Consider the following 14,366-nt stretch of genomic DNA (forward strand, 5'->3'; position numbering starts at 1 on the left):
TACTAAGTTTTGCAAATATGCCCATCTGATAATCGGATGAAACTGCTGGTTGCTGCTTTATGTAAGCCGAGTATATCGCCATGCCCCATTACAGACAATCCTCTTTATTTAACTTGTTGCAATCCACAGCTATTCCCAGCAATATCAAGGGTTTACGGGTATACAAACAAATCTAATGAGCATCGCTGTACATCCGGATAAGGCAGAAACCAGTCGGGTGAAGCGCACTAAAATGACAAAAAGCCGATCTCCTTATGAATAAGGAAGACCAGCTCTTATGTAAAATCATCCATGTATCCTGAGCAGCTTCATTGAACTAGGGAAGCTTATAGAAACGTACGCAGGTTGGTTGAGGCATTGTAATTTGTTGTCCGGTTGGCGTCAGCTTACCACTGTCGGGATCCACCTTGAACCAGTATACCGAATCCGAGTCTTTATTAGCTGCGATCAGGAATCGTCCGCTTGGCGTCAGGCTGAAATGACGAGGATGCTTGCCCAAGGTGGACGTATGCTGAAGCAAGCTCAGCTTACCGTTAAGCGGGTCGATGGCGAACACAACGATGCTGTCATGTCCACGATTCGAGCCATATAGATAACGGCCACATGGAGAAATCTGAACCTCAGCTGTAGAGCTGGTTCCCACAAAACCTTCAGGCAGTGTGTTCACCGTTTGAAGCGGAAGCAGCTTTCCGATCAAACGCTCATAGGAGAACACTGTGATCGTGGAGCTAAGCTCTTCAATGACATAAGCAAAGTTGCCTGTCGGATGAAAGGCAAAATGGCGCGGGCCTGCCCCCGGGTTGACAGCTACCTCATCGTGAAGCACCAATTTAGCCTCTTGTCGATCCAGTCGATACACCATAATTTTATCGAGTCCGAGATCAGGTACAATGACGAATTGATCCGACGGGTCCGGATAAATCGAATGCGGATGAGCAGTGCCCTGACGATCGGCAACAACGCCGCTCCCACCATTATGATGCATGCTTCCGCAGAGCTCGCCAATATTCCCATCACCCTGCAGCTTGAACAAGGAAACATTGCCTTCTCCATAGCTGACTGTCATCAGGAACTGCTCGCCAAGGTCCGTATTGATATGGGTTGCCGATTTGTCTGTCCCTTCCTGACTTCCCGCCAATGTCAGTTTGCCGGTAGTCTCGTCAATCCGATAAGCATAAATGACGGATGTTGGCTGCCCTTCATAAGCCTGCGTAAAGGAATAGAGCATCTTATGCTTTTCACTGATCTTAATGAAGGTCGGGTCCTTCAGGCCGTCAACGGATTCAATAAAAGTTAGCTGCTCCGTATCCTCGTCAAACCGGTACGCAAAAATGCCAGGTAATTCCTTTCCCGTATAGGAACCCAAATAAATCACATAGCTCGAGCTTTCCAAAAGAACCACTCCATTTCTCGGTTAAATTTCCCCTCCCTATTGTACCCTAAATTTGCCTGCAAGTCCTCTTCACGCTTTACGCAACAGCAGTAATCCGCAGTGCTAAGTACGATTTACCTGGCAGTGTAACCTTGCAGCTTCCGCAATACGTCTGAGGAAACCTCTCCACCTGCATTTCCCAAGTATCAATAAGATCGATGTGGAAGACCCGATGCTCAGGAAGCTGTAGTTCCCAATAGCCGGGACGGCTAAGCCCCAAATAAATCCAGAAGCAGGTGCGTTCACTCTCCAGTTCCCACAAATCTGCTTGGCCCGTTTCCATCAATTCGCGTAAAAATTGAATTCGTTTAGGACTCTCTCCCACCAGCGTACCGCCGCGGGAAATCCAGGTACCGCCCCCTTGACCTTCGTAAGCTTCGCCATGCGACGCGTACCCGCCCCGGATCTGACTTTCCCAAATTCTCCGCAGCAGCTCTTCACCCGAGATATTTCCCCATCTGCGAATCGAATCGCCTTCATAACAGCATTCATCGATAACGACCGGTTTGTCGCACCTATCCAGCCAGCTTGTTGTCCATGAAGTATCCCAATGCTGAATACTTTGATGTGTTATCCAAGGCTTGGTGTAATCATAAAAGGCTGTCCTTTCATAATCGTACATCTTGGTTCCATTGTGGATGGAGCGCAAATGACCGTAGGGGTCCAAACGCTGCACGGTTTGCAATAACCGATCCCAATCATTCATGGATTTATGTATATTAAAATCAAACTCGTTGGCAATCGACCACCATACATTGCGATATGAAGAGAGCCGGGCTATCACATACCGCAGATAAGCTTCTTCTACCTCTGGCTCCAGCTGCTCAAAGCCCCATACGCCTTGGTCGTACGGATGGAACAAAATTATATCGGCCTCAATGCCTAACTGCTGCAAATCATCGAGCCTTTTTTCCATATGCGCAAAAAAATCCGGGTTAAACTGCTGTATATCAACCCCTTGCTCCCTGTTACCGGCAAAAGCAAGCATCGAAGGCTTCATCTCTCCAGTTGGCAGTATGCACATCCGAACCTTATTAAAAGGTGACGCAGCGAGTGTGCCCAAGGTTGTCTGCTCCTGCTCCTCATCCCCGTGATGAAACCAATGATACAGCGTCGTGCCAAAAGGCAAGTATGGCGTACCATCGCTATAAGTAAACCTGTATGCATCCTTCACCCTTACCAACCCACGGTTAATTCCAACGGGAGCTGACACCTGCAATTGTCCATATTGAGCGTCCAGCTCTTTGCAATTACTGAATGTCACATAGCTCCAGGCTCCTACCGCATCAGGCATAAATCGAAGCTTGTATATACCACCACCATCGTAAAAACCTTCTGTTTTCACCACACGATTATGATGCCTGAACTCCGCTTGAAACGTGATTTCTTGAAAGGGATTCCCAGCAGCCGGTCCGTGAAAGCTGCGCTCAAATCGTCCCCAGCATTCCAGCGTATCGGCAGCCATACCGATTGCATCCTTGCTGAACATCTCACCATCTCCGATCTAGCCTCTATTTACCTCTGTGAATGATCCTTCTTGGAAAGATCAGTCGTATAGTTGTCATTCTGTTCGGCATCGCGTATCTCTGAATTCCGTGTATCGGTAATGAAGCTTGTACTACCTGAGCCTAGTAAGGATAAATCGTATTTCTTGATGGATTTGGCTTCCTGCGGGTACAATCTGCGTATGCGTAAGGCATGAAAAGGAAGCGTAGGCAGCTTCACTGTTACATGTTGTTCATAAATACCCGTTACAGCCGTAACCGTCATATTCCACACATCAATGATCTCGACGTTATAGCGACCCTCAGGTAAATGCAGCTCTCTGGAAGGAAATCTGTGAATACCAAAATATTGCAAATAATATTCCCCTTCGCAGCCAATCGTTGCCGCATCATAAAAAACCGGCATATAACGAAGTCCGAGCGGAGCCTCTTCCAGAATACGGCGTAAAAAAGCAATTCTCGGGACAGCAGATCCCTGCAAGGAGCCGCCATCGTAATGCCAACTGTGACCATCCGGCTGGATAAACATCTCGCCATGCCCGGCATATCCACCTCTACATATACTTTCCCAGACACGGTTGACCATTTCCTGACCAGGCAAACTTCCCCATAACGTGGGTGCATCTCCTTCACAGCCGCACACTTCCATCACTATGGGCTTACGGTGTAATCTGGCATAATAGGCAACTTGACTGGGATCCATACCCTGCAGACTGACATGAGTCAGGCTCCTATGCCCGTAATCCTTTTCTGGAGTGCTGCTATGGATCGTTATAAGATGATGGTAAGGATCGTGCTCCTCCAGTATACGAAGAAACTCCAGCTTGTTGAACTCCAATGAAGCTTGTTCTCCATGGAGATGCAGCGACCACCAAATATTGCGATATGCCGCTAGTCTGATGACGACATGCTGTACAAAAGCTGCAGCCTGAGCTTCACCAGACCCACAGTCCAGCAACAACTCGGCTTGCACGCCGAGTTCCATAAGACGGACAAGCACTTCCTCAAGTACGGTGAAATCATCAAGGCTGCTGTCCAGGGAAATTCGAACTTTATTAAATGGAGCGGTTGCCATTGACGCCAAAGTCGATTCCATATGCTCACGCCTAAACCCGTTCAGGCAAGTCGTACCGAACGGATAATACGGCGTGCCGTCTGCGTAGCAAAAATCCTTATCATTAACAACGCCAACAGGTCCGAGATTTCCCTCTATAGGCACAGTACAGTAGAGGCGACCACTGCCATACCCATTCTTGTAATCCACAGAGTCGCTGTTTATTTGATATAGCCATTCACCCTGTTCATCCGGCATAAAACGAGCCCGATATCCGCCTGAGTTATCGATAAAGGCATCCACTTCCCTTACACGGCTGCCCTTTGAAAAGATAACCTTTCCTGCAAACTCTCCTCCGGGCACACTCGCCACAGGAGGCAAGGCAAGCTCAAAGATGCCCCAACATTCGACCTGATTGATAGAATCCATATCCCGTTTTGTTCACTTCCTTTGCATTGTTATTGTCCCTGATCAGGAAATAACAGATTGAACCGCTTTTTTCCAGCCCTCATGGAAGCCATCACTCACTTGTTTATCCATCTTATGTGCATAGCCGATTGGAGCTTGAGCCAATTTATGCAGCTCCTCTATGCTGCTCCAATAGCCGATGCACAGCCCGCCAAGAAACGCAGATCCGATAGCAGACAGCTCTGCAATGGACGGTTTTACGATATCTGCCTGCAGCATATCCGCCTGAAACTGCATCAGCAGTCGGTTTCCGGCGGCGCCTCCGTCCACTCGCAGCTCCACTATGGGGACACCAGACTCTGCTTCCATTAATGCTATCGTATCGCGCACTTGGTAAGCAATGCTTTCCAGAGCCGCTCTGATGATATGTCTCTTGTCACTACTTCGGCTCAGACCAACAATAGCGGCTCGGGCATTTGGAAACCAATAGGGTGCTCCAAGTCCGACAAAAGCCGGAACCAGGTATACACCCTCATTATCTGCAAGCGCAGCTGCTTGAGTCTCTGCCTCCGAATAATCCGTAAACAGTCCTAGTTGATCGCGTACCCACTTCATGCAATCACCTGTACAGTGGATGATCCCTTCCAGCGCATATTCCACCTTGCCATTAATCCCCCAGGCTATTGCCGTAACCAAGCCGTTCACTGGTGGTACCGGATTCTCTCCAATATTCATCATTACCGAGGTACCCGTCCCATAGGTAGCTTTGGCCATACCTGGCCGGTGACACAGCTGCCCGAATAGCGCAGCGTGTGAATCCCCGATAACACCTGAGATCGGAATGGAATCGGCGAACAGCTCAGGCTCTGCAGTAAAGCCATAAATCTCATTACTTGATTTGACCTGAGGGAGCTTAAGATTACCTACACCGAATAGCTCGATTAATTCCTCATCCCACTGAAGTGTATGAATATTAAACAATGAGGTCCGGCTTGCATTCGTGTAGTCTGTTGCGTGAACAGCTCCGCCAGTCAGCTTCCAGATCAACCAACTATCGATAGTACCCGCGAGCAGCTGCGCTTTTTGCTCATTGCCATGATGCCGGGCTGCTTGATCACAAATCCAGCGAAATTTGCTGGCCGAGAAATAAGGATCAAGAACAAGACCTGTTTTGGCTTTAACCTGAGGCTCGTTGCCTTGATCCTTCAATTCTGCGCATAGATCAGCGGTTCTGCGGCATTGCCACACAATCGCGTTATATATCGGAAGCCCTGTTGCCGAATCCCAAACTACCGCCGTTTCACGTTGATTCGTAATCGTGATAGCTGCGATTTGTCGTGTAGAAATCCCGCTTCTGCTTATAATCTCCTTGATCGCATGGACTACATTCCGATAAATCTCCATCGGATCGTGCTCGACCCAACCGGGCTGCGGATAGATTTGGGCATGCTCAATTGCATATTTGCTTACGATACTGCCTGACTTGTCAATCAATAAGGTTTTGGTGCCCGATGTGCTTTGATCGACTGCCAATATATACGTGTGATCATACTGCTTGTTGAAAGCTTGATGACTCTGTGATGCCTCGTTCTCCTCCATATCGCAAGCTCCTCACACTCGGTTAACCATACGGACAGCAATGGTGCTGATGGCGTCCACATGTATCCCGTAATGGTTGAACACCTCAGCTGTATTGCCCGTGATGGCCGGTTCATCCGGTATGCCAATAATTTTCATCGGAACTGCGCAGTTCTGCACGACGACCTCGGCAACGGCTGCACCTAATCCTCCGAATATACTGTGCTCCTCAACCGTAATGATACGACCTGTTTCCTGAGCCGCCTTGATAATCGCTTCCGTATCCAGCGGTTTGATCGTATGCATGTTGATTACCCGGCAGCTAATGCCCTCCTGGGCGAGTGCATCCGATGTATCCAGCGCAACACGTACGGTTTCTCCGGCTGCAATAAGAGTGATATCCGTACCTTCACGAAGCGTAACAGCCTTGCCAATTTCAAAAGGATAATCGTCAGACTCGTAGCAATCCTGAACAGGATTCCGTCCGATTCTTACATAAACCCCTCCCTTATACATGGCGAGTGCCTCGGTCATCTTCTTGGTTTCGTGACGGTCAGCAGGTAGAATGATCGTTAAGCCGGGAATGGCGCGTGTCACCGCGATGTCCTGAAGGGAATGATGAGACATGCCTAGTGCTCCATAGCTAACCCCGCCACTGATACCAATAAGCTTAACGTCCGTACCCGAGTATGCGACATCAACCTTTACCTGCTCTATGGCACGCATGCTGAGAAAGCAGGCCGGGGAGGTGACCCATGGCTTCTTGCCGCTGGCAGCCAAACCCGCAGCGATTCCGACAATATTTTGCTCGGCGATTCCGGTTTCAACGAATTGTTCAGGCAGCTCCTTGACAAAAGGCGCCATCGACGCCGAACCTCTTGAATCGCTGGCAAGCAGCACGATATCCCGATCCTGTCTGGCCCGATCCAATAAGGTTTCACATATCACTTGTCGATTCGCGATTTTATTCATGTCCGATCACCCTCAATTCCTCAGTTAATTCAGCCAAAGCGAGCTCCAGCTCGGAATCACTTGGCACATGATGATGCCAATGCGGTACATTTTCGGCGAAGGACACCCCTTTACCCTTAATCGTATTTGCCATAATGAGTGTTGGTTTGCCTGCAACACGCGGTCCTTGATGAAGAACCTCACACAGCTCAGCGATATCATTGCCGTTAACCTGAATAACATCCCAGCCGAAGCTGCTCCATTTCTCATCCAACGGCTCAAGCCCCATGACATCCTCGGTACTGCCGCTGATTTGCAGCTTGTTGCGGTCGATAAAGCCGACCAGATTATCCAGCTTGTAGTGAGCCGCCGCCATCGCTGCTTCCCAGACTGAGCCTTCGGCCTGCTCCCCGTCCCCCATCAAAGTAAAGACGCGATAAGCACTGCCGTCCATCTTGGCTGCCTTGGCCATACCAACTGAAATCGATAAGCCATGCCCAAGCGCACCTGTATTCATCTCCACACCGGGTACTTTATTATTCGGATGCCCGATTAACCGCGAGCCAAAACGGCTAAAGGTCTTCAGCTCCTCCTTGGGAAAAAAGCCCTTGTCCGCGAGTATGCAATACAATGATTCGACTGCATGACCTTTACTTGCTATAAAACGATCGCGATCCTCCCATTGGGGTCGAGCCGCATCCACATTCATTACATGGTAATAAAGCGCGGTCAAAATATCCGTGTTGCACAAGGACGACCCTGTATGACCTGTCTTCGCGTCGTATACCATTTGCAGCAGATCCATGCGAATTTGAACCGCTTTGCGCTTTAAATCTTGAATGTTCATTTTCTCTACACTCCTTTTATGATGGAAATCCGGTGAATAATAAGCGGAGCGGTTGATGTGTTCTGGAGAAGCGGAGCGTTCGCCTTTGTTCAAGAATTTCCACCTCTACATATCTTATTTAATGGAGAAATTATTGAACAACAGCGATCGTAAGAACATATCAACCGCGCAGCGATACCTATTCACCGGATTTCCCCGTCACTTCCACTCGTTCCCACGCAGCCAAGACTGAATTTCACTAACCGTCGGATCAACCGGATCTGCAATCAAACCCGGAATATACGTACAGGCCTCGAATAAAACAGGAATCACGTCCTGATGAATACCGACAGCATGATGCACATAAGGTCCCTTAACCAGCTTTTCTTCCCATAGCGGCCAATCATTCACTTCCACCCAAACGTAGGAGCCCCGTGTGTAAGGCCCTTCAATCCCTTTGGCTTTGCCGAGAAAAATCGAATATTCCCCATGGTCCCCGTCAAACCGCGCCAGTGTCATGGCACCGCCTTTTATTTCCCCTTCATGCGTACCCGGAGAATGATCGTCAAACAAAAAATGCTTACGCAGCTTCGGCTTCTCTTCCACACTCAACGAGACCGGGAAGTTCCCACAATGGAACAATAGCTCGCCGTTCGGATTTTCGGGATGTCTGATCGTCAAATCAGCAAAAAACGTAGGCGCCGTATTCATCGAAGCCGCCTGCACCATAATGGAAGTAATCGCTCCATGAATGTCCGTTTCACAAGTAACCGGAATTTGTTCATCTGTTAGAATCGCGTTCGCCAAACAGGGCATGATCCCCATCGCATCCTGCAGCGACGACCAGCATTGAATCGCAATTGCGGTGGAGTTCGACTGAATCGCATAGTTTTTCATGGCAACCTTTAATGCAGCAATTTTGCGGACGGCCTCTTCGCCAACCTCGGTATAGTCGAGTTTCTCTTTGATATATTGAATAGCTTCCAATAATTCGGGACTATCCTTGGCTGCTGCCTTCAAGGAGGCGCGTTTGATATCCTCCAGCGTGATCGGATAAATCTCGATCCCGAAGCGTTCCAGCAGCTCACCCTCATTGCACATCATCGTCCAGAACGAAGTCGGTCTCGGTCCAATTTGCAAAATCCGCATACTGCGGAAATGCTTGACTACGTTCGCTGCAGCCACGAAATTACGAAAGCCCCGTTCAAATACCGGGTCGTCAACCCGACTGTTCGTGATATAAGTGAATGGCACATTGAAACGTCGCAAAATTTTACCTGTAGCAAACAAGCCGCATTGCGTATCCCGCAGACGCATACCATCCTCAAGCGGCGCTTCATCACGCGGCCCCCAAAGCAGCACGGGCTTACCAATCGCTTTGGCTACACGACCGACCATATCCTCCGTTCCGAAATTACAGTGTGGGAAAAACACAGCATCTACTTCCTGATGTTGAAAATGCTTAATAATTTCTTCTGCATTATATAGGTCGTCATACAGTAAACCTTCCTTATTCAAACCCTCCAAATCAACAATTTCGATTGGAAGTCCGAAGCTCTCCATCTTTTGACGAATCAAGACTTTATATTTAAAAGCATCCTCCGCGCTGAACACAAATCTTCTCGTCGGCGCATAACCCAGCTTGAATGTTCTCATGAATTAGTTTCCCACCCTTTCTACCCGGTATGCCCGTAATGCAATGTATGGGGTTGCAGGCATGTTAACACGGGTCAAACCTGAGTAAACGCCAGTTAAAGCTGTTATAGTCATATTCCAGGTATCAATGACCTCGATTTGAAAGCATGATTCTTCGGGCAGTGGAAGCTCCCGATAGGCCGGTCGATGAACACCAAAATATTGTAAATAATACGCTCCCTCAATACCGAGCGTCGGGGCATCGCGGAAGGTCTCGATAGGCGTAATCCCCTCAGGAGAAGCATCGAAAATTTGCCTTAAGAAAGCAATTCGCGCCGGACTGTCCCCATAGAGCTGGCCTCCTTTGGACCACCATACGATTTCATCGGGATGCAAGAAGGTTTCCCCATGCCCCACATACCCGCCACGCATAAATCCATCCCACATCCGCGCCGTCATGTCTTCACCCGTAATATTGCCCCAACGCTGCGGCAGGTTCCCCTCATAACAGCACTCGTCTACAACAATCGGCTTTCTGTAAAGCTTGCGCCAAGCCGTGGTTGGCGATAGCTCCCAATACTGCATACTGGCATGTGTAACCCAAGGCTTCGTATGATCGTAAATCGTCAAATGGGTAGGATCATACATTTTCGTTCCGTTATGAATCGAACGCAGGTGCTGATAAGGGTCACTCTCCTGCACGATGCGGAAGAAGCGATCCCAGTCGTCCAGCTTTTTTTCTTTCATAAAATCAAATTCGTTGGCGAGTGACCACCAAATATTTCGAAATGCGCTCAATCGGGCGATCACATAACGCAAGTAAAACTCGTCGGTTTCAGCATCCATCCGATCAAAGCCCCACTGTCCATTATCATAGGGATGAAAGAGAATTAAATCCGCTTCGATACCCAGCCTTTGCAGTTCCCCAATTCTTTGTTCCAGTCTTGCAAAGTAAAGCGGATTAAAGCGGGTCCAATCGAATCCATCTGTCTTGGAGCCAACAAACGGAAAATGCTCCGGCTCGTTCGTATTGAAGCTGTAGCGCTTCGGAAACACGCACATGCGGATTTTATTGAATGGCGAATGACTTAAGCTTTGCAGCGTTTGTTCCTGCAAGGCTTCCTCTTGATGTGTCCACACATAGCAGGTCGTACCATAAGGTCGGTAGGTGGTTCCATCTGCATAGGCGAACCGGTCGGTATCTCCAACATGAACAGGACCATGATTTCCGACAGAGGCCGCCGAACATACAAAACCTCCTGCTGATCCGTTCAACACCGCTATGTTGCTGCTGACCGAATACGTCCATTCCCCTTCGGTATCCGGCATGAACCGAATTTTATACACACCATTTCCATCATAAAAGCCATCCACATCAATGACCCGTTGTTTATGCTGAAACTTTGCTTGCAAGTGAACATCCATAAAGGGATTTCCGTCAATCGGACCCTCCAGGGATAGCTCGATAAAGCTCCAGCATTCGATTTTAACGGTAGATGAAGCAAGCTGACTCGATTTCATAACCCATCACTCCTATACGAATTAGTCCTTATCTCTATACCTCATGATCCGAATTTAGCCTTTAATTCCCGAGGTCGATATTCCCTCAACAAAATACTTCTGACTGCTGAAGAAAATAATCAAGCTTGGAATCAACGACAATACCGACATCGCAAACAACACGCCCCAGGCAGACTCCCCGGATGAATCCATAAACAACCGCAAACCAAGCGGAATTGTGTACAACTTGGCTGTATTGATGTAAAGCAATTGACTAAAGAAATCATCCCACGTCCAGATAAAGGTAAAAATCGCTGTTGTAATCAATGCAGGTGCTGCCAGCGGCATAATAACCCGCCAGTAAATTTGTGTCCGTCCGCAGCCATCAATTGTTGCTGATTCATCAAGCTCCTTGGGAAGCCCACGAATAAATTGAACCATCAGAAAAATAAAAAATGCATCTGTAGCCAGCCATTTCGGCACGGTCAATGGATAGTACGTATCAATCCAGTTCAGCTCTTTGAACAAAATGTATTGAGGAATGATCGTCACATGATGCGGCAGCATAATCGTAACCAGCATGAGCGAGAACCATACCTTTTTCCAGGAAAAATCAAGCCTGCCGAACGAGTACGCCGCCATCGAACAGGATAATATGTTACCTGCTACGCAAAGAGCCGAGATAATAAATGAATTCGTAAAAAAGGTTAAAAAGCTTACACGTGCAATCCCTGCCCAGCCTTTGATGTAGTTATCAAAAGTGATTTCCTTAGGCCACAGACTCATATCTGTAAAAATCAAATTTGCAGGCTTCAAGGAGCTGCTGATCAACCAAAGAATCGGATACAGCATAATCAGACCCAGGATGAGGATAACAGCATGGAGCAGGTAACGGTTTATTCGGTTGGCAGCTGCCATCTTATTTCCCCCCATCCGCATAATGCACCCAATACTTGGATGAACCGAATAGTATAGCGGTTACTATACCGATAATAACGAGCAGCACCCACGCCATCGCGGAAGCATAGCCCATTTCGTAGAACGCAAAGCCCTTCATATACAAGTACAGCGTGTAAAACAACGTCGAGTCCATGGGGCCTCCAAGCCCGCCACTTATAATAAAGGATTGGGTAAAGGCTTGAAACGAACCAATCAATTGAATAACTAAATTAAAAAAGATAACCGGTGTGAGCAGAGGTAATGTGATATGCAAAAACTGCTTGATTTTGCCTGCTCCATCGATCTGCGAAGCCTCGTAATAGTCCTGCGGAATTTGCTTCAGTCCAGCCAAAAAAATAATCATCGAGGACCCGAACTGCCAGACGGAAAGCGCGACAATGGAGTACAGTGCATAGGATGGATTGGATACCCAGTCTGGTGCATGAATATTAAATAGAAGAAGGAATTGATTGACGACACCGGAGCCACCGAATATTTTGCGCCACAGTACCGCTATCGCCACACTGCCACCTAGCAAGGTGGGCAAATAGTACAGCGTACGGTAAAACCCAAGACCTCGCAGTCCCTTGTTCATTAACGCAGCGACCATCAGAGCGAAGGCCAGCTTTAATGGCACAGACAAAAACACATAAGTAAATGTCACCTTTAATGAAGTAAAAAATCTCGGATCAGCAGTGAACATTGTTTTGTAATTGTCAAACCCAATAAACTGAGGCGGGGAAATCACATCAAATTTTGTTAGTGAGTAATAGAAGGAATTCACCATAGGACCAATAGTCAGAGCGAACAATCCTATAAACCATGGCAATAAAAACATATAAGGCACATTGTTTTTCTTCCAAAGCTTCACCCAATACCTGCTCATAGTGCTGGGAGCACTCTTATCTGCTGCTGTAACCTGATTCATTGTTTCACCTCTTAAATGTAAGCTGTGTCAGAGACGAACCCGGATCATCCTCATCCGAGTCCGAATTCGCACATCAAGTTAGTTTACTTTTTCCCGATAGCTTTCTCCGCAGCTGCAAATACTTCTTGAGCCGCATTAGCGATTGTTTCCTTGGCGAAACCTACTTTTTGGCTCATATTAATGAGCGTCGTTTCAAACTCTTTGCCATTTGGGATTTCTCTGTCCGGCACTCGTGAATTTTTGGAGGCGATGTCGATATAATCGTAAACCTTTTTATCAACAGGTGTTGCGCTCGCTTTTAAAGCATCCCGAGCTTTGGAGGAGCCTGGAACGCCGCGCTCGCTGCCAAGAATCATCGTAGCTTCAGGATCGTTAACCATAAAGCTGATAAACATCGCCGCTTCCTTCGGATTCTTCGATTTTGCATTAATCGTCATAAATTGGCTCGGCTGCAGCCACAAACCTTGTGCTGATCCTCCTGTTGGCGGAAGAACAACATTGATTTCGTCCTTCATCAGCTTTTGATAAGCTGTTATTTGATTGGACCAGATCAAGTGCATCGCCGTTTTCCCTTCGACAAATGAAGAATTTTCCGGCGCTTCTGTATAAGCGGCTGTGACTTCGGCCGGAGGTGTGCTGCCTGCTTTACGATAGTTATCCCATAACGTAAACCAGTTGGCGATCTCTTCTTTGCCCAGACCAGCCTTTCCATCCTTATACAAGGTTTTATTCGTTTGTCTGGCAAAATAGTTCAGATATAAGGGAAATCTCGATTCATCAACAGCTCCGTAATAGCCTTTGCCTAACGCTTTGGTCAAGTCTTGAGCATACTTACCGAACTCCTCCCACGTCCACTTGCCTGTCGGGGGCTGAAGTCCGGCTTTTTTAATCAGCTCCGTGTTATAAGCAATACCAAATGCATTAGATCCCAAAATAATGCCGTACTGCTTACCATCCATCGCGCCGGATTCAATATTCCCCTTATCGAAGTTATCCACGTTGATCTCTTTGCCCATATAAGGATTAATATCCAAAAGCGCCGAGCGGGACACATAATCGGGATAGTTATTACCGAGCTGGATCAGGTCCGGTGCATTGCCGCCTGCAACCTGAGTATTTAATTTGTCAAAATACCCGTCGCTGCCCATGTATTCACCATTTATTTTGATATTCGGATTTTTCTTCTCAAATAAATCAATCACTTTTAAAGTGGCATCATGACGAGCTTGAGAGCCCCACCACATCATGCGCAGCTCAACATTTTTATTGCTGCTTGGAGTTGGTGTAGCACCTGCTGCTGTTGGCTGTTTGGTCTCTACAGGTGCAGATCCACCTCCTCCTGGCGTACATGCAGCAACCATAGAAGCTATAGTGGTCAGCATAACGAGCAAGGACGCATTCTTTTTAACGTTCATTGTATATCCTCCTCTAATATCTTTACTAAATTTGTTTAATCCCCATGACACATTTACAATACATATGAAAGCGCTATCTTTTTATTCAAAATAACCTCCTTCATTTTCTGAATTATCGCCAATCTGCGGTTAAAGTGACACAATACAGCATTATTCGATGAATTCTCCAGTTGCTAATCTCACTCGAATCATAAC

The 14,366-nt window shown here is 47.5% G+C and carries 11 protein-coding genes; all 11 read right to left on the bottom strand.

What is annotated here, in order from left to right:
* Window positions 1–316: 316 nt before the first annotated feature.
* Window positions 317–1,393 (bottom strand): lactonase family protein, encoded by a 1,077-nt coding sequence (locus OB236_RS00630; protein WP_262682104.1) that lies wholly within the window; start codon window positions 1,391–1,393, stop codon window positions 317–319.
* A 76-nt stretch (window positions 1,394–1,469) separates the two neighbouring features.
* The gene (locus OB236_RS00635; RefSeq protein ID WP_262682106.1) at window positions 1,470–2,921 is read right to left on the bottom strand and encodes a DUF5060 domain-containing protein; all 1,452 of its coding nucleotides are present in this window, start codon (window positions 2,919–2,921) and stop codon (window positions 1,470–1,472) included.
* A 26-nt stretch (window positions 2,922–2,947) separates the two neighbouring features.
* The gene (locus tag OB236_RS00640) at window positions 2,948–4,420 is read right to left on the bottom strand and encodes a DUF5605 domain-containing protein (protein ID WP_262682108.1); all 1,473 of its coding nucleotides are present in this window, start codon (window positions 4,418–4,420) and stop codon (window positions 2,948–2,950) included.
* Window positions 4,421–4,462: 42 nt separating this feature from the next.
* On the bottom strand, window positions 4,463–5,998 hold the full coding sequence (gene glpK / locus OB236_RS00645; RefSeq protein WP_262682110.1) for a glycerol kinase GlpK: 1,536 nt from the start codon (window positions 5,996–5,998) through the stop codon (window positions 4,463–4,465).
* A 12-nt stretch (window positions 5,999–6,010) separates the two neighbouring features.
* Window positions 6,011–6,949 (bottom strand): transketolase family protein, encoded by a 939-nt coding sequence (locus OB236_RS00650; protein WP_262682112.1) that lies wholly within the window; start codon window positions 6,947–6,949, stop codon window positions 6,011–6,013.
* The gene (locus OB236_RS00655; protein WP_262682141.1) at window positions 6,942–7,832 is read right to left on the bottom strand and encodes a transketolase; all 891 of its coding nucleotides are present in this window, start codon (window positions 7,830–7,832) and stop codon (window positions 6,942–6,944) included. The genes OB236_RS00650 and OB236_RS00655 overlap by 8 nt, the downstream gene beginning before the upstream one ends.
* A 141-nt stretch (window positions 7,833–7,973) precedes the next feature.
* Window positions 7,974–9,410, bottom strand: coding sequence for an L-fucose/L-arabinose isomerase family protein (locus tag OB236_RS00660; RefSeq protein ID WP_262682113.1), 1,437 nt, complete (start codon window positions 9,408–9,410; stop codon window positions 7,974–7,976).
* A gap of 3 nt (window positions 9,411–9,413) precedes the next feature.
* Entirely contained in the window at window positions 9,414–10,910 is a 1,497-nt protein-coding gene (locus OB236_RS00665) for a DUF5605 domain-containing protein (RefSeq protein WP_262682114.1), read from the bottom strand.
* A gap of 54 nt (window positions 10,911–10,964) precedes the next feature.
* Window positions 10,965–11,807, bottom strand: coding sequence for a carbohydrate ABC transporter permease (locus OB236_RS00670; protein ID WP_262682116.1), 843 nt, complete (start codon window positions 11,805–11,807; stop codon window positions 10,965–10,967).
* Between the two features lies 1 nt (window position 11,808).
* Complete coding sequence (locus OB236_RS00675) at window positions 11,809–12,714, bottom strand: carbohydrate ABC transporter permease (protein WP_076235615.1); 906 nt, start codon at window positions 12,712–12,714, stop codon at window positions 11,809–11,811.
* Window positions 12,715–12,839: 125 nt separating this feature from the next.
* On the bottom strand, window positions 12,840–14,171 hold the full coding sequence (locus tag OB236_RS00680) for an ABC transporter substrate-binding protein (RefSeq protein WP_262682118.1): 1,332 nt from the start codon (window positions 14,169–14,171) through the stop codon (window positions 12,840–12,842).
* Window positions 14,172–14,366: the final 195 nt, after the last annotated feature.

The organism is Paenibacillus baimaensis, assembly GCF_025567575.1.

Bases quoted from the DNA above. Each gene is read 5' to 3' on its own strand.
- OB236_RS00635 (WP_262682106.1), bottom strand. From the start codon at position 2,921: ATGTTCAGCAAGGATGCAATCGGTATGGCTGCCGATACGCTGGAATGC.
- OB236_RS00640 (WP_262682108.1), bottom strand. From the start codon at position 4,420: ATGGATTCTATCAATCAGGTCGAATGTTGGGGCATCTTTGAGCTTGCC.
- glpK (WP_262682110.1), bottom strand. From the start codon at position 5,998: ATGGAGGAGAACGAGGCATCACAGAGTCATCAAGCTTTCAACAAGCAG.
- OB236_RS00650 (WP_262682112.1), bottom strand. From the start codon at position 6,949: ATGAATAAAATCGCGAATCGACAAGTGATATGTGAAACCTTATTGGAT.
- OB236_RS00660 (WP_262682113.1), bottom strand. From the start codon at position 9,410: ATGAGAACATTCAAGCTGGGTTATGCGCCGACGAGAAGATTTGTGTTC.
- OB236_RS00665 (WP_262682114.1), bottom strand. From the start codon at position 10,910: ATGAAATCGAGTCAGCTTGCTTCATCTACCGTTAAAATCGAATGCTGG.
- OB236_RS00670 (WP_262682116.1), bottom strand. From the start codon at position 11,807: ATGGCAGCTGCCAACCGAATAAACCGTTACCTGCTCCATGCTGTTATC.
- OB236_RS00675 (WP_076235615.1), bottom strand. From the start codon at position 12,714: ATGAGCAGGTATTGGGTGAAGCTTTGGAAGAAAAACAATGTGCCTTAT.
- OB236_RS00680 (WP_262682118.1), bottom strand. From the start codon at position 14,171: ATGAACGTTAAAAAGAATGCGTCCTTGCTCGTTATGCTGACCACTATA.